Source organism: Pseudomonas sp. EU05-FHT14B02 (genome assembly GCF_058791055.1).
Genome location: NZ_JBYTDD010000004.1, coordinates 148,981 through 166,487, shown reverse-complemented (window position 1 = coordinate 166,487; position 17,507 = coordinate 148,981). Strand labels below are relative to the sequence as shown.

Genomic DNA, 17,507 nt, shown 5'->3' with positions numbered 1-17,507 from the left:
CAAGCAAAACCATTGGAGGGCGTATTTAAACGTAGTGTTTTGTGTGCTTGTCAGACACCCACAAAAAACCCCGGATTATCCGGGGTTTTTCTTGCTGCTTGCAGCTAAAAGCCTGCAGTCGGGCTTAGCCTTTGTAGGCAGCGACCGACTTGGTGATCGCTTCGCGGGCGGCGTCTGCGCCGGCCCAGCCTTCGATCTTCACCCATTTGCCTTTTTCGAGATCTTTGTAGTTCGCGAAGAAGTGCTCGATCTGCTGGATCAGCAGCGCTGGCAAGTCAGTGTATTCCTTCACGTCGACGTACAGCTGGGACAGCTTGTCGTGTGGGACTGCGATGACTTTGGCATCGCCGCCGCCGTCGTCGGTCATGTTCAGGATGCCGACCGGACGGGCGCGGATCACCGAACCTGGAGCAACCGGGTAAGGGGTTACGACCAGCACGTCGAGGGGATCACCGTCGTCAGCCAAGGTGTTCGGGATGTAACCGTAGTTGGCCGGGTAGAACATTGGGGTGGCCATGAAACGGTCAACGAACAGGCAATCGCTGTCTTTGTCGATTTCGTATTTGATCGGCGCGTGGTTGGCCGGGATCTCGATCGCGACGTAGATGTCGTTCGGCAGGTCTTTGCCAGCCGGAATCTTGCTGTAGCTCATTGGGCGTTGCCCCCGTTAGTTGACCAAAAACACTTGGCCGGATTGACCAAAAAGTGGCGGCGATTATAGGCATATTCCTGTGTCGACGCCATGGACCAGAAGTCGTATGGCGCTCACTGGTGTGCCTGATAGACAGGGTCATGCGCCTGAAGTTGCTTCAATCTCGCCAACGGATCCTGGCGATAGAACATCTTCAACTGTTGGTACACCTGTGGATAAGCCTTGTGCAGCAAATCCGGGGCGCTGAAGAAGTATTCGCTGGTGACGGCGAAGAACTCGGCAGGATTTTCAGCGGCATACGGATCGATGGCAGTTTCGGCATCGGGATTGCGTTCCAGTTGCCGGTCGAGGTCGTCGTAGGCCTCTTGCATGACGTTGGCCCAGTCGCTGACGCGCATATCGGCATGCAGCGGTGGCAGGCCGTTGGCGACGCCGTTGAGCATGTCGAGCTTGTGCGCCAGTTCGTGGATCACCAGGTTGTAGCCTTCCCAGCCTCCACTGGCCATTACGCCGGGCCAGGCGAGGATGATCGGGCCTTGCTGCCAGGCTTCACCGCTGTGCTCACCGTCCCATTCGTGCTCGACACCGCTGGCATCGCGATGGCGCTGTGGGCTGAGGAAGTCGTCTGGGTAGAGGATGATTTCGTGGAAGCCCTGATACCAGTTCAGGTCGCCGAGGTGCAGCAGCGGCAATTGCGCCTGGGCGGCGAGCAGCAAGCGTTGTTCCTGATGCAGTTCGACACCGGGCAGGGCGCTCAGGTGCTTGTCTTCGAGGAACAGCACGCAGGCTTCGCGCAGCCATTGGTCTTCGGCGGCGCTGATGCCATCGAGAAAACTCAGGTGATGGCGCACCCGTTGCCACATGTCGTCGGCAATCGGGTGCTTTGCCAGGGTGCGCCGGCGACGCCAGGCGCTCAGGGACCACATCGTGTCAGCGCGATTCGGCTTTGGAATTCGAACCGGCAAGGCGGTTACGCACCATGCCAATGATCATCGGCACAAGCGAGAGCAGGATGATGCCGACTACCAATAGCGACAGGTTCTTCTTGATGAACGGCACGTTGCCGAAGAAGTAACCGAGCGTCACCAGGCCACCGACCCATAGGATGGTGCCCAGCACGCTGAAGGCAAAGAAACGTGGATAAGGCATTTTCCCCACGCCTGCGACGAACGGTGCAAAAGTACGGATGATCGGCAGGAAGCGCGCCAGGGTCACGGTTTTGCCGCCGTGCTTGTCGTAGAAGTCGTGGGTTTGTTGCAGGTAGTCACGACGGAAGATCTTCGAGTCTGGATTGCTGAACAGCTTTTCACCTGCCGTTCGTCCGATGATGTAGTTGGTGCTGTCGCCCAGGATCGCCGCGAGCATCAGCAGGCCGGCGAGTAGTACCGGATCCATGCCGCCACCGGCCGCCACGGCGCCAGCGATGAAGAGCAGGGAGTCGCCCGGCAAGAAGGGCATGACCACAAGGCCGGTTTCACAAAAGATCACCATGAACAGAATGGCGTAGATCCATGCCCCGTAGTTGGTTACAAGCATGTCGAGGTAAACGTCGAGATGCAGGACAATATCGATCGGGTTGAAATCCATGGAAAGCACCTGTGGTGACGGCCCGACTCAGCAGACCTGTGCGGATGACTTCGCGTAAGACTACGGATAGGGGTAGTTTTTCTTACAAGCCGGGAATATCGGGATTATACGAGGCGAGTGGTGAAAATCGCGTCGAGATTGTAGCGGGGAATGTCATGACAGGGCTGATGTTTGATAACGAACAGGTGGAAGCGAACCTGTTCGCGATGCCGTTACTTCGTTGGACCAGTGTAATCCAGTCGATGCCATCGCGAGCAGGGTGCAGGTGATTCAGAGTTCGTCGCTGACCGGCAGCACATAGTTCTTGAATTCAGTGTCTTCCTTGAATCCGATGGACTCGTAGGTTTTCTGCGCGACTTCGTTGTTGCTGCTGGTGGAAACACGCATGCGCACGGCATTGGTTTCCTTGGCCATTTTTTTTGCGGTGCGGATCAGGTTGTCGGCCACCAACTGGCGGCGGGCGTCCTCGGCGACATAAATATCGTTGAGGATCCACACACGTTTGAGCGAAAGCGAGGAGAAGCTTGGGTACAGCTGGCAGAAACCCATCAGTTTGTTGCTGTCATCATCGGACAGCGCCAGGTAGATCACCGACTCCTTGCGACGCAGGCGTTTCTCGAGGAACGCCCGGGACGAGTCCGGATACGGCAGGGAACCATAAAACTCGCGATATTTGACGAACAAGGGGGTCAACAGGTCCAGGTGTTCGAGGGTCGCTTGAATAATCCGCATGGTAGGTCTCGTCTTCAAGTGGCTGTCTTACGTCTCTGACGGCGATGGGAAACCCTTGGCGGCCGCGCAACGATCCTGCCTGAAACTGGTACGAATGTGCAATGCGCAAACGGTTCAGGCATTCGGCGGTCCGAGCAGGAAATTTCCTTTCATGTCGCCTCCCGTGTCCGAGTCCAGTGTCTGAACCTGCGCTTCGTCCTTCAGATTGACCCCTGACAACTGCCGCCGGCAGGCTTCGCGCATCAAATACAGCAAACGGTGTGCCGCCATGCCGTAGCTCAGGCCTTCGAGCCGGACATTGGAGATGCAATTACGGTAGGCATCGGTAAGTCCGATCTTGGGATTGTAGGTGAAATATAATCCCAGGCTGTCCGGGGAGCTGAGGCCAGGGCGCTCGCCGATGAGGATCACGGTCATTTTTGCGCCAAGCAACTCACCGATCTCATCGGCGACGGCCACCCGGCCCTGTTCTACGAGTATGACTGGCGCAACAGTCCAGCCGTCGCCGGTCATTTGCTCTTCGAAGCGCGCCAGAAACGGCAGGGTATGGCGATGAACGGCCAATGCCGACAGGCCGTCGGCGACCACGATCACCAGGTCCACGCCTCCCGGATGAGCCACCGCGTAATCACGCAGGGTCTGCGCCGAGGCATCACTGAGTTTTCGCCCCAGGTCGGGGCGTTGCAGGTACGAGTTGCGATCCGTCGCCGCACTGTGCAGCAAAAGGCACTCGCGATCACGTTCGGCCAATTGCGCGCTGAGGGAGGCATGGTCAAACGGCAAGTGCACCGCATCCCGCGCTTGAGCGTGGGCGTATTGGAAGTCCAGTTGTGCGCGGGTGGGAATGCTGGTGCCGGTGCGGCCCAGGGCAATTCGCGCCGGCGTCAGGCGTCGTAGCTCCAGCCAAGGGTTGTGTGGATCGAAGGGTAATTTATCCATGTCAATGCTCATCCCAGTTGCGCCAAGGCCTGCCGGAAGGCTGGCGGCAGGCTGTCGCCGAAGAGAACCCTGCCATCGGCTTGAGTGAAGATGCCCATTCTCGCCAGCCACTGTTCGAATTCCGGTGCGGGCTTCAACCCCAGGGTCTGCCGGGCGTAAAGCGCATCGTGGAACGAAGTGGTCTGGTAGTTGAGCATGATGTCGTCGGAGCCGGGGATGCCCATGATGAAGTTGATCCCGGCGACGCCCAGCAGGGTCAGCAGGGTGTCCATGTCGTCCTGGTCGGCTTCGGCGTGGTTGGTGTAGCAGATGTCGCAACCCATGGGCACACCGAGCAATTTGCCGCAGAAGTGGTCTTCGAGACCGGCGCGGATGATCTGTTTGCCGTTGTACAGGTATTCCGGGCCGATGAAGCCGACGACGGTGTTCACTAGAAACGGTTTGAAATGCCGCGCCACGGCGTAGGCCCGGGTTTCGCAGGTTTGCTGATCGACGCCGTGATGGGCGTTGGCCGACAGGGCACTGCCCTGGCCGGTTTCGAAGTACATCAGGTTCTGGCCCAGCGTGCCGCGATTGAGGCTCAAACCTGCGTCGTACCCTTCCTGCAATATATTGAGGTTGATGCCGAAACTGGCGTTGGCCGCTTCGGTGCCGGCGATTGACTGGAACACCAGGTCCAATGGGACGCCGCGATTGATCGCTTCGATCGACGTGGTGACATGGGTCAGCACGCACGCCTGGGTCGGGATTTCGTAGCGCTGGATGATCGCGTTGAGCATTTCCAGCATGGCGCAAATCGAGGCGATGCTGTCGGTGGCCGGGTTGATGCCGATCATGGCATCGCCGTTGCCGTGCAGCAGGCCGTCGAGAATGCTTGCGGCGATACCGGCCGGTTCGTCGGTGGGGTGGTTCGGTTGCAGGCGCGTGGACAGTCGACCGCGCAGGCCGAGGGTGCCGCGGAATTTCGTGACCACACGGATTTTCTGCGCCACCAGCACCAGATCCTGCACGCGCATGATCTTCGACACGGCGGCAACCATTTCCGGGGTCAGGCCGGGGGCGAGGGCGCGCAGAACCTGCTCGTCGGCAGCATCGCTGAGCAGCCAATCGCGAAAGCCGCCGACGGTAAGGTGGCTGATGACCGCGAAGGCTTGTTTGTCGTGGGTGTCGATGATCAGGCGGGTGACTTCATCGGACTCATAGGGAATTAACACTTCTTGCAGGAAGTGGGATAGCGGAATATCGGCCAAAGTCATCTGTGCCGCGACGCGCTCGCCGTCATTGAGGGCTGCGACGCCGGCCAGAAAATCCCCGGAGCGCGCCGGGCTGGCCTTGGCCATCACATCCTTGAGGCTGTCGAAGCGATAGGTCTGGGCGCCGACGGAATGGGCGAATGCGGCCATGGGGCGGAGTCCTCCAATAATTACTGCGATCTGCTTTTTCTGTGGGAACTGCGTGCACTTCAATATGGCCGGCACCGGGCAGTGAGCCCGGTGCCGGTGCATTCAGATACCTTCGAGCATAGCGTCTGCCGGTGCCTCGGAACGTTGCTTGGCAGTCAACTGGAAGTACAGGTACCCGGCAACCATGAAGCCGAGGAAGACCAGGCCGATCAAGGTGTTGAACCAGGCCATCGCCACCAGGCACACCACCGCCAGAAACAGCGCGATCCCCGGCACGATCGGATAGCCCGGCGCGCGGAAGGTGCGCTCCAGGTTCGGTTCGGTCTTACGCAGCTTGAACAGGCTCAGCATACTGATGATGTACATCACGATGGCGCCGAATACCGACATGGTGATCATCGCAGCCGTCAGGCTCATGCCTTGCAGGTTGACCAGACCGTCGCTGTAGATCGCCGCGATGCCGATCACGCCGCCGGCCAGAATCGCCCGATGTGGCGTCTGGAAGCGCGAGAGTTTGGCCAGCCCCTTGGGCAGGTAACCGGCGCGAGCCAGGGCGAAGAACTGCCGGGAATAGCCAAGAATGATCCCGTGGAAACTTGCCACCAGACCGAACAGACCGATCCATACCAACATGTGCATCCAGGTCGAATTATCGCCGACCACGGCTTTCATCGCCTGGGGCAGCGGATCGTTGATGTTCGACAGTTGACGCCAGTCGCCGACGCCGCCGGCCATCACCATCACGCCGATGGCCAGGAACACCAGGGTCAGAATGCCGCTGACATAGGCTCTGGGGATCGTGCGTTTCGGGTCCTTGGCTTCCTCGGCGGCCATGGCCGCGCCTTCGATGGCGAGGAAGAACCAGATCGCAAAGGGGATCGCCGCAAAAATCCCGGGAATCGAGCCCATCGTGAACTCGTTCGAACCCGACCAGCCATTGAGCACGAAGTTGCTGAAGCTGAAGCCCGGGGCGACCACGCCCATGAATACCAGCAACTCAGCGACTGCCAGCACGGTGACCACCAACTCGAAGGTGGCCGCGATGCTGACACCTAGGATATTCAGGCCCATGAACACGAAATAGGCGCCAACGGCGGCGATCTTCGGGTCCAGTTCCGGATATTGCACGTTGAGGTAGGCACCGATGGCCATGGCGATGGCAGGTGGCGCAAAGACGAATTCGATCAGGGTGGCGATGCCGGCGATCAACCCGCCTTTCTCACCAAAGGCCCGGCGGCTGTAGGCAAACGGCCCGCCAGCGTGGGGAATTGCAGTCGTCAGTTCGGTAAAACTGAAGATGAAGCAGGTGTACATCGTCGCCACCATCAACGCGGTGACGAGAAAACCCAGTGTGCCTGCGGTGCCCCAGCCGTAACTCCAGCCGAAGTACTCGCCGGAAATCACCAGGCCGACGGCAATGCCCCATAAATGCAGGGTGCCGAGTGTGGGTTTGAGCTGTGTGGAAGAAGTAGTCATAAGTCCTCTCTAATTTTTATTGTTCGATCTTTTGGACTTTCGGGTGCGACGGGTTGGGTGCAATTCCTGAATGACGGGTACGCAAGGCCCGTGCCAGAGCGGCCAGCCTTTTGTGTTGTGTCATTTAAGTCGCTATCGCGAGCAAGCTCGCTCCCACAGGGTTCTGTGTCAGGTCTCAACAGCTGGATTCACCACAAAAACCTGTGGGAGCGGGCTTGCTCGCGAAGGCGGTAGAAAGGGCGACACAGAGTTAACTGTGTCGCCCCCGGTTTTAGAAGAAGCCCAGCGGATTGATGTCGTAGCTCACCAGCAGGTTTTTGGTCTGCTGATAGTGGTCGAGCATCATCTTGTGGGTTTCACGACCGACGCCGGACTTCTTGTACCCGCCGAACGCGGCGTGCGCCGGGTACAGGTGGTAGCAGTTGGTCCACACCCGACCGGCCTTGATGGCGCGGCCCATGCGGTAGGCGCGGTTTATGTCGCGGGTCCAGAGGCCGGCGCCCAGGCCGAACTCGGTGTCGTTGGCGATGGCCAGGGCTTCGGCTTCGTCCTTGAAGGTGGTGATGCTCACCACCGGGCCAAAGATTTCCTCCTGGAACACGCGCATTTTGTTGGTGCCCTTGAGCAGCGTCGGCTGGATGTAGTATCCGCTCGCCAGGTTGCCCTCGAGTTTTTCCACCTTGCCGCCGGTCAGCAACTCGGCGCCTTCGCCCTTGGCGATTTCCAGGTACGAAAGGATTTTGTCGAATTGCTGTTCGGACGCCTGGGCGCCGACCATGGTGTCGGTGTCCAGCGGGTCGCCACGTTTGATTTGCAGGACTTTTTTCATCACGACGGCCATGAACTCGTCGTAGATCGACTCTTGCACCAGCGCCCGGGAAGGGCAGGTGCAGACTTCGCCCTGGTTGAAGAATGCCAGCACCAGGCCTTCGGCGGCCTTCTCGATGAAGGATGGTTCGGCTTTCATGATGTCTTCGAAGAAGATGTTCGGCGACTTGCCACCCAGCTCCACGGTGGACGGAATGATGTTTTCGGCCGCGCATTTCATGATGTGCGAGCCGACCGGGGTCGAGCCGGTGAAGGCAATCTTGGCGATGCGTTTGCTGGTGGCCAGGGCTTCGCCGGCTTCTTTGCCGAAGCCTTGCACGATGTTCAGCACGCCCGGTGGCAGCAGGTCGCCGATCAGTTCGACCAGCACGGTGATGCCTAGCGGGGTTTGCTCGGCGGGTTTGAGTACCACGCAGTTGCCGGCAGCCAGTGCCGGGGCGAGTTTCCAGGCGGCCATCAGGATCGGGAAGTTCCACGGAATGATCTGCCCGACCACGCCCAGCGGTTCATGGATGTGATAGGCCACGGTGTTGCCGTCGATTTCGGCGGCGCTGCCTTCCTGGGCGCGGATGCAACCGGCGAAGTAGCGGAAGTGGTCGGCGGCCAGAGGGATGTCGGCGTTGAGGGTTTCGCGAACGGCTTTGCCGTTGTCCCAGGATTCGGTGATCGCCAGCAGTTCCAGGTTCTGTTCGATGCGGTCGGCGATTTTCAGCAGCACCAGCGAACGTGCCTGGGCGGACGTGGCGCCCCAGGCATCGGCCGCCGCGTGGGCAGCGTCCAGGGCCTTGTCGATGTCTTCGGCCGTGGAGCGGGGGAATTCGGCAATCGGTTGGCCATTCACTGGCGAGGTATTGGTGAAGTACTGACCTTTGACAGGCGCGACGAACTCGCCGCCGATGTAGTTACCGTATTTGGCTTTGAACGAAACGATAGCGCCTTCAGTACCGGGGTGAGCGTAACGCATGGTGGTCTCTCCTTGCTTTTGTGCTTATAGGGAGTCGCGCATGTGCGCTTGCTTTAAGCGTAGAGCAAGGGGCGGGCCAGTGCCTTGCATGTCAGGTAAATCAAGGCCTTGCGAGGTTTTTGTCGGACGGGCGGGTAGCGCCTGTGACGCTTTCGGTACAGCCTGGGTGACACTTTGTACCCTTTGTGGCACAGCTTGTGACCAGCCGGTCTTGCAGGCATTGCAATGCGGGCCGGGCTGGAGGATGCTCGGCATCACCTCATGCACGGGTCGCCGAGCCCCGGGGAGAATAATAAGAAATGCAAGACAACCATTTGAGTCGCCATGCCCAGCAAGTATTGACGGTGACCCAGGGCAAGACCCACCTGCACGGTCCGGGTAGCGATCCGTCCATCGCCCGTTCCTGGCTGCGCTGCCTTGAGGACTATCATCTCGATCCGGCCCTGAGCATCGCGCCGACGGTGCTGGAACATGGTCGTGTCCTGGAAAGCCGCGAGCGCTTGCAGCAAGTGCTGCACATCGCCGGCAATGAAATGACCAGCCTGCATCAACAGCTCTCCGGCGCCGGCCATGCAGTGCTGCTGACCGACGCCCGCGGTGTGATCCTCAACTGCGTCACCGCGCCCGCCGAACGACAGATCTTCGAGCGCGCGGGCCTTTGGCTCGGGGCCGACTGGAGCGAGGCCTGCGAAGGCACTAACGGTATCGGCACCTGTCTGGTGGAGCGTCAGTCGCTGACCATCCATCAGGACGAACACTTTCGCGGCCGCCACACCGGCCTGACCTGCTCGGCGAGCCCGGTCTTCGATCCCCATGGCGAATTGCTGGCGGTGCTCGACGTGTCGTCGGCGCGGCGCGATGTGTCGCGGCAAAGCCAGTTCCACACCATGGCACTGGTCAACCTGTCGGCGAAGATGATCGAGAGCTGCTACTTCCTGCGTTGCTTCGACAACCAATGGTTGTTGCGTTTTCACTTGCAAGCCGAGTCCGTCGGTTTGTTCAGCGAAGGGCTGCTGGCGTTCGACGGGGAAGGGCGCATTTGCGCGGTCAACCAGAGTGCGCTGAACCTGCTGGGACATATTCGCGGCGGCTTGCTGGGTAAACCGGTGGAGGCGTTTTTTGATTGTTCGCTCGATGAGTTGCTCGGTCGCGCAAGCACCAATGCCGCCGCCAGTTGGCCGTTACGCACCCGTGATGGTCGCAAGCTGTTTGCGGTATTGCGCGGTGAGGCACGGCGGCCGCTGCCAACTCCGTTGGTGCCAGCGGCCAAGGTTGCGCAAGCACCGCGTCTGTCGGGCATTTGCCTGGATGACGCGACGTTGCAGGCGGACTTCCGCAAAGCCTTGCGCGTCTACGAGCGGGACGTACCGCTGCTGATCAACGGCGAAACAGGGTCCGGCAAGGAGGCCTTTGCCAAAGCGGTGCACCACGCCAGTCAGCGGGCGGAGAGAGCTTTTGTCGCCCTCAATTGCGCTGCCATTCCCGAAAGCCTTATCGAAAGCGAGCTGTTCGGATATCGCGGCGGCAGCTTTACCGGTGCACGCAAGGAGGGTATGCGCGGCAAGTTGCAACAAGCCGATGGCGGGACCTTGTTCCTCGATGAAATTGGTGACATGCCACTGGCCTTGCAGACGCGCTTGCTGAGGGTGCTCGAGGACCGGCAAGTGGTACCGATCGGCGGCGAGCCGGAATCGGTGAATGTGCGGATCATCAGTGCCACTCACCGTAAGTTGCTGGATCGTGTGCAGGACGGCAGCTTCCGTGAGGATTTGTATTACCGGCTCAACGGGTTGGAAGTCGCGTTGCCGGCCTTGCGTGATCGTAGCGACAAATCCCGATTGCTCGATTTTTTGCTGGCCGAGGAGGCGGGCGGAGAAACCGTATCGATCGACGGGCCGGCGCGTGAGGCCTTATTGGGGTTCGCCTGGCCGGGTAACGTGCGGCAGTTGCGAAATGTGTTGCGTACGTTGGCAGCACTGTGTGATGACGGGCGGATTGGCCTGGAGGATTTACCGGCGATGATTCGCCAGGCGCGGCCGGTAGTGCAGGCGATGGAAGTGGTGCCGGAGCATCCGCTGGAAGATGCCGAGCGGCTCGCGTTACTCAGTGCGCTGGAGCAGACGCGCTGGCATATGACGCATACAGCGGAGCAACTGGGCGTCAGTCGCAATACCCTTTATCGCAAGCTGCGCAAGCACGGTATCGCCCGGTAAACCGCGTCGCACCCTTCGCGAGCAAGTCCGCGTCCACAGGGTACACGCGGTCCCCGTGGGAGCGGGCTTGCTCCGGGCGGCGTTCCGACGAAGGCGTACTCAACTCTGAAACATCAGGTGCGATTTTCCCCTCCCTAAGCTAACCTGCGACCAAGTTTTACGAGGTCGACTATGCACATTCATATTCTTGGTATCTGCGGCACTTTCATGGGGTCAATGGCGGTTCTGGCCAAAGAGCTGGGCCATCACGTGACGGGCTCCGATGCCAACGTCTATCCGCCGATGAGCACTCAACTGGAAGCCCAGGGTATTGAATTGACCCAAGGCTACGACCCGGCGCAACTCGATCCGGCCCCTGATCTGGTGGTGATCGGCAACGCCATGTCCCGGGGCAACCCGGCTGTGGAGTACGTGCTGAACAAAGGCCTGCCCTACGTCTCCGGCCCACAATGGCTGGCCGATCACGTGCTGCAAGGTCGCTGGGTACTGGCGGTTGCCGGTACGCACGGCAAGACCACCACCAGCAGCATGTTGGCCTGGGTGCTGGAACACGCGGGCATGAGTCCGGGCTTCCTGATCGGTGGCGTGCCGCAGAATTTCTCGGTGTCGGCGCGCCTGGGTGGCACGCCGTTCTTCGTCATCGAAGCCGACGAATACGACAGCGCCTTTTTCGACAAGCGCTCCAAGTTCGTGCACTACCGCCCGCGCACGGCAATCCTGAACAATCTCGAATTCGATCACGCGGACATCTTCCCGGACCTGCCGGCCATCGAGCGGCAGTTCCATCACTTGGTGCGGACCATTCCGAGCGAAGGCCTGGTGATTCATCCGACCACCGAGCCGGCGCTGCAGCGTGTCATCGAGATGGGCTGCTGGACTCCGGTGCAGACCACGGGTGCCGGCGGCCAGTGGCAGGTCAAGTTGCTCAGCGAAGACGGCTCGGCCTTCGAAGTGATGTTTGAAGGTGTTTCCCAAGGCGTGGTCGAGTGGGACATGACCGGTCAGCACAACGTCGCCAACGCACTGGCTACCTTGGCCGCGGCGCGCCACGTCGGCGTCGTGCCGTCCATGGGCATCGCCGCGTTGAGCGCCTTCAAAAGCGTGAAGCGCCGGATGGAAAAAGTCGCGGAAGTGGGTGGCGTCACCATTTATGACGACTTCGCTCACCACCCGACCGCCATTGCCACCACGCTGGATGGCCTGCGCAAACGCATCGGCGATGCGCCATTGATTGCGATCATCGAGCCGCGCTCCAATTCCATGAAGCTTGGCGCGCATCGCGACGGATTGCCGGAAAGCGTGATCGATGCCGATCAGGTGATCTGGTACGCCCCGGCCAACCTCGGTTGGGACCTGGCGGCCACGGCGGCGCTGTGTACCGTGCCGTCGATTGTCAGCGACTCCCTGGAAGGCATCATCGAACGCGTGAAGAGTCAGGCGCAACCAGGCACTCACGTGGTGATCATGAGCAACGGCGGCTTCGGCGGCCTGCACGGCAAACTCGCCGAGGCGCTTAAATGAACAACGGCCCGGACCGCATCACCTTGGCGATGACCGGCGCTTCCGGTGCTCAGTACGGTTTGCGCCTGCTCGACTGCCTGGTGCGGGAAGATCGTGAAGTGCACTTCCTGATTTCCAAGGCGGCGCAATTGGTGATGGCAACCGAAACCGACGTCACGCTGCCGGCCAAGCCGCAAATGATGCAGGCGTTCCTCACCGAATACACGGGGGCTGCCGCCGGGCAGATTCGCGTGTATGGCAAGGAAGACTGGATGTCGCCAGTGGCTTCGGGCTCCGGTTCGCCGGCGGCGATGGTGGTGGTGCCGTGTTCCACCGGCACTCTGTCGGCTATTGCCACCGGTGCCTGCAACAACCTGATCGAGCGTGCCGCCGACGTGACGCTCAAAGAACGTCGGCAGTTGATCCTGGTACCCCGTGAAGCACCGTATTCGAGCATCCATCTGGAGAACATGCTCAAGTTGTCGAACATGGGCGTGACGATTCTGCCGGCATCGCCGGGCTTTTATCATCAACCGCAAACCATCGATGACCTGATCGACTTTGTCGTGGCGCGGATCCTTAACCTGCTCAATATTCCTCAGGACATGTTGCCACGCTGGGGCGAGCATCATCTGACCAGCGATGAATAAGCTGCTGGTGATGGTGCTGGCGCTGCAATTGGCCGGGTGCGCCACGGCGCGCACCCTCGATGCGGCCAAGCCGGGCGCGCCGGTGGTGTACGCCGGGACTCGCCTGGATTTGTACGCAATGAACGGTGGGTGCTGTGCGATGGACCGATTCGGCGCCGAAGCACCGAGCTATCCGGGTGTTGATCTGCCGGCCAGTGCGTTGCTCGACACGCTGCTGTTGCCGCTGTCGTTGCTGACGGTGATAGGGGTGAGTTTTCAGGCGACGGGTGGATTGTAAGAGAGGGTTGTAGCGAGGGGGCTTGCTCCCTCGCCACAGGTTCGCGGTTTACTTGCCCAACTTCCTCAGCTCATCCGACTCGACAATCCTGACCCCGTCCTGCTCTTCCAGAGCCAGGCGCCACATCGCGCGAGCGAGTTGGCAGGCTTCGATACCATGGTATTTGCCAGGTATCAGCCGAGACAACGGGCCGGCGACTTTCTCGCCCAGTCGCGGCTCGGTGCGATCACCCAGCAACAGCGAAGGGCGGCAGATGGTCAGCTGCGGCCAGTTCTGCGCGCGCAGTGCGTACTCCATCTCGCCTTTGACCCGGTTGTAGAGAATCGAGGATCTGCGATCGGCTCCCAGGGCACTGATCACTATCAGGTGCCGTGCGCCCATCTCCCGTGCGCGTTTGGCAAAGGCCACGACCATGTCCAGGTCCACCGCGCGGAACGCCTGTTCCGAGCCTGCCTGTTTGATAGTGGTGCCCAGGCAGCAGTAGGCGATGTCGACACGGCCGTTCAACTGCGGCAGAAACTCCGCCGGGTCGCCGACGGGGTTTTCAAGGTGCGGGTGCTCGGCCAATGGCCTGCGTGAGGGGGCCAATACCCGTGTAATCGTCGGCTCGTTAAGCAGGCGATCAAGCAGATGTTCACCGGTCAGGCCGGTGGCTCCGGCAAGCAATACGTGCTGAGGCGTCAAGTACATAGTGTTTCTCCCTTGATACTATTCAGCTTAGTTGCTGTTTGCATCCTTGCTTTCGACGGACGAACTTTGCAGCGCTTTTCGTGCCTGCTGTTTGCGCAGGAGTTGCCAATGCGAGAGGACGGTTTTCGGTGCCCAGATCTGTGGTTCGGACGCTTCGAAACCGTCCGTCAGTTCACGTTCGGCGACAGTGGCCTTGGTCAGTTTGAAGGCTTGCTCCAGGTCATCGGTCTGGTTCAGGGCCTGGGCGAACAGGGCATTTCCGAAATAAGTGAAGTTGGCTTCCTCTGAGCAACCGAAGGACACTCGGTCGGCCCGCGAGGCCGTCATGATCAGGGTCCGTTCATCCTTGAGGGCGGGAATGAAACCGCCGGAGTAGCAGGACGAAATCACGATGATCTTGTCGCGGTTTTTCAGGGGGGCGAGAACAGCGGCCAATTCGTCAGCTGGCAGATCGGCCAATTCCATGCGTGGCTGGTCAAGCACCAGTTCGTGTTCATTGGTGCCGTGGCTGGTCAGGTAGATGAAAATCAGGTCTTCGGGACCGCTGCGCTCGGCCAGCGTCAGGGCCGCCCGGCGCAGGTTTTCCCGGGTAGCCATCGGACGGTCGGCGAGGTGGTCACGATGGTTCACCAGACGGATCTGGCCAAGGGTGCCAAAACGGGTGGTGAGCATGTTGGCGACGTAGTCGGATTCGCGCAGAAACACGCTTTGCTTGCCATCCCCCCCCAGGGTCAACGAATACAGCTCCACCGCCGGCGTCGAGTGTGGAACGTTGGCCAGCGCTGCGTCGAGCAGGCGGCCCTGGGCAAGCAGGCCGAGCTCCAGGGTGTCGGGCAATAATTTGCCCTCGGCGTCGCGTACGCGCTGGCCGTTGATCCATGTGCCGCTGAGCACGGTGCCATCGGTCAGCACCAATGTGCCGCGCCCTTGGTAACTGTCGTTGTCGAACTGGCCAGTGTAAAAGCTGCCGTCGGACAGGTTCAGGCGGCCCTGGCCGGAAAAACGCCAGTCATTGAACTGGCCGATGTAGTGGCTACCGTCAGTGCCGATCAACTCGCCCTTGCCGTTCAGCGAGCCTTCCTTGAACTGTCCCAGCCAGACATCGCCGTCGGCGTTTTCGTAGCGGCCCTTGCCGTGCAGTTGATTGTTCTTGAAGCTGCCGACATAGATGTCGCCGTCGGCGCTGTTGAAAGTCCCGTTGCCTTCCAGCTGGCCGTCGACGAAGTGCCCGGTGAACTGATTGCCGTTGCCGTCGCCGCGCTGGCCTTCGCCATTGGGCTTGCCGTGGGCGAATTGGCCTTGATAGGAGCTGCCGTCTTCGAGTTCGAGGCGACCCAGGCCTGCGTATTGATCGGCCTTGAACTCTCCACGATAGATCATGCCGTTTTCTTTGAGGGTACCTTCGCCGTTGCGCCGGCCGGCCTTGAAGCCGCCACTGTAGCTGCTGGCGTTGGTGGTCAATGTTCCCTGGCCGTCGAACAGTCCCTGATTGAACTGACCGCGATAGACTTCGCCATTGCTGCCATGCCATTCGCCCTGGCCCTGCCACTGGCCCTTGTCGAATTCGCCGGCGTACCAGCTGCCGTTCGGGTAGTCGATACGCCCCTTGCCTTGCAGCAAGCCATTGACCAGGTCACCACGATAGCGTCCGCCGTCCGGCAGGCGGGCGTCAGGAGGAAATGGTGATTCGCCGTCGCCGCAAGCGGTGAGCATCAAGGTCAAGGCAAGGAGTGCAAGTGGGCGCATAGCGGATTCCGGGCAATTAGGCGAGGGAGTATGCCGCAGCTATGTGTCCTTAATATAGGGTGAGGTACCGCGTGAGGGCGCGAAACAGCATGAGCTGCTTCGCATCCGGCAAGGTTTATACGAAGCACAGAGACAGGGGTTCGGCGATGTACGCCGGTTTGTCCGAGCCTTCGATTTCCAGGGTGGTGGTGGCCTTGAGCAGCCATTGGCCGGGTTTCTTCTCTATGACTTCGGTCAGGTCGACTTTCAGGCGTACTTTCGAATTGACTTTGACCGGCTGGATGAAGCGCACGCTGTCGAGTCCGTAGTTGACCACCATCTTCAAGCCTTCGGGCATAACGAGGATGTCTTCCATCAATTTCGGGATCAGCGACAACGACAGGAAGCCGTGAGCGATGGTACTGCCAAATGGCGTTTGTGCGGCCTTGATCGGGTCGACGTGGATGAACTGAAAATCCCCCGTGGCTTCGGCGAACAGGTTGATGCGGTCCTGATCGATCGTGAGCCATTCGGAACGTCCAAGTTCCTTACCGACATAATCTTTGAGCTCCGCAACTGGAACATAGGGCATTGAGACTCTCCTTGGGTTCATCGGTTTTATAGTTTTGGCTTGCGGGGATCTGACCTCCCGGCTTACTACTTTAGATCAACATGGCCGAACGCAGCGGTCAACTGACAATGCTTTTGGCGAATGCCGGTCTATAGCGCGAGCATGCTTATAATGCCCGGCCAATGCGGGTGACGGATTTTGCGGGAGTACTTTGATGCTGTTACGGGGCCTGACGTGGCTGGTGCTGTTCCAATTGCTCGGCACTGCGCTCAATCATTTGTTCTTGCCGGTGCTGCCGGGGCCGATTGTGGGGTTGCTGCTGTTGCTGGTGTACCTCATCTGTCGCGGGCAGGTCGGCGAGCCGCTGAACCTGGCGGCCAGTAGCCTGTTGCGTTACCTGCCGCTGTTGCTGGTGCCGCCGGCAGTGGGCGTGATGGTCTACGCCACTGACATCGCGGCGGATTTCTGGGCCATTGTCGGTGCGCTGGTATTGTCGCTGCTGCTTTCCATGGCCTTCGCCGGGGTGCTGATGCAGCGTATGGTCAAGGGGCACGCTCACTCCGAGGACAGCCAATGATCTTCGACTGGCACGGCGCCTGGGCGTCGGTGATTCACCATCCCCTGTTTGGTATCGGCATTACTCTTGGCGCCTATCAACTCGTCCTGGCGGCATTCGAGAAAACCCGCTGGATCTTTTTGCAGCCGGTGTTGGTCTCCATGTTGTTGGTGATCGGCGTGCTGGTGGGCTGCGGCCTGACCTATGCCGAGTACCGAAAGAGCACCGAGATTCTCAGCATCCTGCTCGGCCCGGCCACTGTCGCGCTGGCGGTGCCGCTTTATCTCAACCTGCGACGGATTCGGCAGTTGTTCTGGCCGATATTTACTACGCTGGTGATAGGTGGGGTGGTGGCCACGGGGATGGGCGTGTTACTGGGCTGGTCGTTCGGTGCCGAGCATATGATCCTGATGACCATGGCGCCGAAATCGGTGACTTCGCCTATCGCTATGTTGGTGGCCGAGCAGATCGGTGGTGTCGCAGCGCTGGCAGCGGTGTTCGTCTTGATTACGGGTGTGATCGGTGCAATCTTCGGCCCGGCGTTGTTGACCCGGCTGGGCGTGCATAGCCCGGAAGCCAGGGGCATGGCACTGGGCATGACGGCCCATGCGGTCGGCACGGCAGTGGCGATGCAGGAAAGTGAAGAGTGTGGTGCCTTCGCGGCGCTGGCGATGAGTTTGATGGGCGTGGCCACGGCGGTGCTCCTGCCGCTGGCGGTGTCGATGGTGGTGTAAGGAAATGTCT

General features: G+C 60.1%; 17 protein-coding genes. 6 read left to right on the top strand and 11 right to left on the bottom strand.

What is annotated here, in order from left to right; genetic code table 11:
* Nucleotides 1-124: 124 nt before the first annotated feature.
* The 8 genes from ppa to exaC form a co-directional block, all read right to left on the bottom strand.
* Nucleotides 125-652 (bottom strand): inorganic diphosphatase, encoded by a 528-nt coding sequence (ppa, locus tag AC3WTM_RS06150; RefSeq protein ID WP_007990564.1) that lies wholly within the window; start codon nt 650-652, stop codon nt 125-127.
* A gap of 113 nt (nt 653-765) precedes the next feature.
* The gene (locus AC3WTM_RS06145; RefSeq protein WP_102670760.1) at nt 766-1,578 is read right to left on the bottom strand and encodes a M90 family metallopeptidase; all 813 of its coding nucleotides are present in this window, start codon (nt 1,576-1,578) and stop codon (nt 766-768) included.
* A 4-nt stretch (nt 1,579-1,582) separates the two neighbouring features.
* Nucleotides 1,583-2,239 (bottom strand): DedA family protein, encoded by a 657-nt coding sequence (locus tag AC3WTM_RS06140; RefSeq protein ID WP_102670761.1) that lies wholly within the window; start codon nt 2,237-2,239, stop codon nt 1,583-1,585.
* A gap of 270 nt (nt 2,240-2,509) precedes the next feature.
* Nucleotides 2,510-2,971 carry a GNAT family N-acetyltransferase gene (locus AC3WTM_RS06135; RefSeq protein ID WP_102670762.1) on the bottom strand — a complete coding sequence of 154 codons (462 nt, stop codon included), beginning with the start codon at nt 2,969-2,971 and terminating at the stop codon, nt 2,510-2,512.
* Between the two features lie 114 nt (nt 2,972-3,085).
* Nucleotides 3,086-3,910 carry an ethanolamine ammonia-lyase subunit EutC gene (gene eutC / locus AC3WTM_RS06130; protein ID WP_102670821.1) on the bottom strand — a complete coding sequence of 275 codons (825 nt, stop codon included), beginning with the start codon at nt 3,908-3,910 and terminating at the stop codon, nt 3,086-3,088.
* A gap of 8 nt (nt 3,911-3,918) precedes the next feature.
* On the bottom strand, nt 3,919-5,313 hold the full coding sequence (locus tag AC3WTM_RS06125) for an ethanolamine ammonia-lyase subunit EutB (RefSeq protein WP_102670763.1): 1,395 nt from the start codon (nt 5,311-5,313) through the stop codon (nt 3,919-3,921).
* 102 nt (nt 5,314-5,415) lie between these two features.
* Nucleotides 5,416-6,789, bottom strand: a complete 1,374-nt coding sequence (eat, locus tag AC3WTM_RS06120; RefSeq protein ID WP_102670764.1) for an ethanolamine permease — start codon at nt 6,787-6,789, stop codon at nt 5,416-5,418.
* A gap of 271 nt (nt 6,790-7,060) precedes the next feature.
* Entirely contained in the window at nt 7,061-8,581 is a 1,521-nt protein-coding gene (gene exaC / locus AC3WTM_RS06115) for an acetaldehyde dehydrogenase ExaC (RefSeq protein WP_034148108.1), read from the bottom strand.
* Nucleotides 8,582-8,880: 299 nt separating this feature from the next.
* On the opposite strand from exaC, the gene AC3WTM_RS06110 reads away from it, so the two are divergent.
* The 4 genes from AC3WTM_RS06110 (at nt 8,881) to AC3WTM_RS06095 (ending at nt 13,221) form a co-directional block, all read left to right on the top strand.
* Nucleotides 8,881-10,794 carry a sigma-54-dependent Fis family transcriptional regulator gene (locus AC3WTM_RS06110; protein WP_102670765.1) on the top strand — a complete coding sequence of 638 codons (1,914 nt, stop codon included), beginning with the start codon at nt 8,881-8,883 and terminating at the stop codon, nt 10,792-10,794.
* A 171-nt stretch (nt 10,795-10,965) separates the two neighbouring features.
* Nucleotides 10,966-12,315, top strand: coding sequence for a UDP-N-acetylmuramate:L-alanyl-gamma-D-glutamyl-meso-diaminopimelate ligase (gene mpl, locus AC3WTM_RS06105; protein WP_102670766.1), 1,350 nt, complete (start codon nt 10,966-10,968; stop codon nt 12,313-12,315).
* The gene (gene ubiX / locus AC3WTM_RS06100) at nt 12,312-12,944 is read left to right on the top strand and encodes a flavin prenyltransferase UbiX (RefSeq protein ID WP_095941968.1); all 633 of its coding nucleotides are present in this window, start codon (nt 12,312-12,314) and stop codon (nt 12,942-12,944) included. Before mpl ends, ubiX begins: the two co-directional genes overlap by 4 nt.
* Nucleotides 12,937-13,221, top strand: coding sequence for a YceK/YidQ family lipoprotein (locus AC3WTM_RS06095; protein ID WP_090451603.1), 285 nt, complete (start codon nt 12,937-12,939; stop codon nt 13,219-13,221). Before ubiX ends, AC3WTM_RS06095 begins: the two co-directional genes overlap by 8 nt.
* 48 nt (nt 13,222-13,269) lie before the next feature.
* Here the strand turns inward: AC3WTM_RS06095 and AC3WTM_RS06090 are convergent, their stop codons facing one another.
* From AC3WTM_RS06090 to AC3WTM_RS06080, 3 genes are all read right to left on the bottom strand, one after another.
* Nucleotides 13,270-13,911 (bottom strand): oxidoreductase, encoded by a 642-nt coding sequence (locus tag AC3WTM_RS06090; protein ID WP_102670767.1) that lies wholly within the window; start codon nt 13,909-13,911, stop codon nt 13,270-13,272.
* A 27-nt stretch (nt 13,912-13,938) separates the two neighbouring features.
* Nucleotides 13,939-15,657: a C13 family peptidase gene (locus AC3WTM_RS06085; RefSeq protein ID WP_102670768.1), complete on the bottom strand. Its 1,719-nt coding sequence runs from the start codon at nt 15,655-15,657 to the stop codon at nt 13,939-13,941.
* Nucleotides 15,658-15,772: 115 nt separating this feature from the next.
* A complete protein-coding gene (locus AC3WTM_RS06080; RefSeq protein WP_102670769.1) occupies nt 15,773-16,228 on the bottom strand; it encodes a MaoC family dehydratase in 456 nt (151 codons plus the stop codon).
* 193 nt (nt 16,229-16,421) lie between these two features.
* On the opposite strand from AC3WTM_RS06080, the gene AC3WTM_RS06075 reads away from it, so the two are divergent.
* Together AC3WTM_RS06075 and AC3WTM_RS06070 are read left to right on the top strand one after the other, a co-directional pair.
* On the top strand, nt 16,422-16,784 hold the full coding sequence (locus AC3WTM_RS06075; protein ID WP_102670770.1) for a CidA/LrgA family protein: 363 nt from the start codon (nt 16,422-16,424) through the stop codon (nt 16,782-16,784).
* A complete protein-coding gene (locus tag AC3WTM_RS06070; RefSeq protein ID WP_102670771.1) occupies nt 16,781-17,497 on the top strand; it encodes an LrgB family protein in 717 nt (238 codons plus the stop codon). Before AC3WTM_RS06075 ends, AC3WTM_RS06070 begins: the two co-directional genes overlap by 4 nt.
* Nucleotides 17,498-17,507: the final 10 nt, after the last annotated feature.

What these genes read in the sequence shown, in the direction of transcription:
- ppa (WP_007990564.1), bottom strand. Translation starts at nt 652, where the DNA reads ATGAGCTACAGCAAGATTCCGGCTGGCAAAGACCTGCCGAACGACATC.
- AC3WTM_RS06145 (WP_102670760.1), bottom strand. Translation starts at nt 1,578, where the DNA reads ATGTGGTCCCTGAGCGCCTGGCGTCGCCGGCGCACCCTGGCAAAGCAC.
- AC3WTM_RS06140 (WP_102670761.1), bottom strand. Translation starts at nt 2,239, where the DNA reads ATGGATTTCAACCCGATCGATATTGTCCTGCATCTCGACGTTTACCTC.
- AC3WTM_RS06135 (WP_102670762.1), bottom strand. Translation starts at nt 2,971, where the DNA reads ATGCGGATTATTCAAGCGACCCTCGAACACCTGGACCTGTTGACCCCC.
- eutC (WP_102670821.1), bottom strand. Translation starts at nt 3,910, where the DNA reads ATGGATAAATTACCCTTCGATCCACACAACCCTTGGCTGGAGCTACGA.
- AC3WTM_RS06125 (WP_102670763.1), bottom strand. Translation starts at nt 5,313, where the DNA reads ATGGCCGCATTCGCCCATTCCGTCGGCGCCCAGACCTATCGCTTCGAC.
- eat (WP_102670764.1), bottom strand. Translation starts at nt 6,789, where the DNA reads ATGACTACTTCTTCCACACAGCTCAAACCCACACTCGGCACCCTGCAT.
- exaC (WP_034148108.1), bottom strand. Translation starts at nt 8,581, where the DNA reads ATGCGTTACGCTCACCCCGGTACTGAAGGCGCTATCGTTTCGTTCAAA.
- AC3WTM_RS06110 (WP_102670765.1), top strand. Translation starts at nt 8,881, where the DNA reads ATGCAAGACAACCATTTGAGTCGCCATGCCCAGCAAGTATTGACGGTG.
- mpl (WP_102670766.1), top strand. Translation starts at nt 10,966, where the DNA reads ATGCACATTCATATTCTTGGTATCTGCGGCACTTTCATGGGGTCAATG.
- ubiX (WP_095941968.1), top strand. Translation starts at nt 12,312, where the DNA reads ATGAACAACGGCCCGGACCGCATCACCTTGGCGATGACCGGCGCTTCC.
- AC3WTM_RS06095 (WP_090451603.1), top strand. Translation starts at nt 12,937, where the DNA reads ATGAATAAGCTGCTGGTGATGGTGCTGGCGCTGCAATTGGCCGGGTGC.
- AC3WTM_RS06090 (WP_102670767.1), bottom strand. Translation starts at nt 13,911, where the DNA reads ATGTACTTGACGCCTCAGCACGTATTGCTTGCCGGAGCCACCGGCCTG.
- AC3WTM_RS06085 (WP_102670768.1), bottom strand. Translation starts at nt 15,657, where the DNA reads ATGCGCCCACTTGCACTCCTTGCCTTGACCTTGATGCTCACCGCTTGC.
- AC3WTM_RS06080 (WP_102670769.1), bottom strand. Translation starts at nt 16,228, where the DNA reads ATGCCCTATGTTCCAGTTGCGGAGCTCAAAGATTATGTCGGTAAGGAA.
- AC3WTM_RS06075 (WP_102670770.1), top strand. Translation starts at nt 16,422, where the DNA reads ATGCTGTTACGGGGCCTGACGTGGCTGGTGCTGTTCCAATTGCTCGGC.
- AC3WTM_RS06070 (WP_102670771.1), top strand. Translation starts at nt 16,781, where the DNA reads ATGATCTTCGACTGGCACGGCGCCTGGGCGTCGGTGATTCACCATCCC.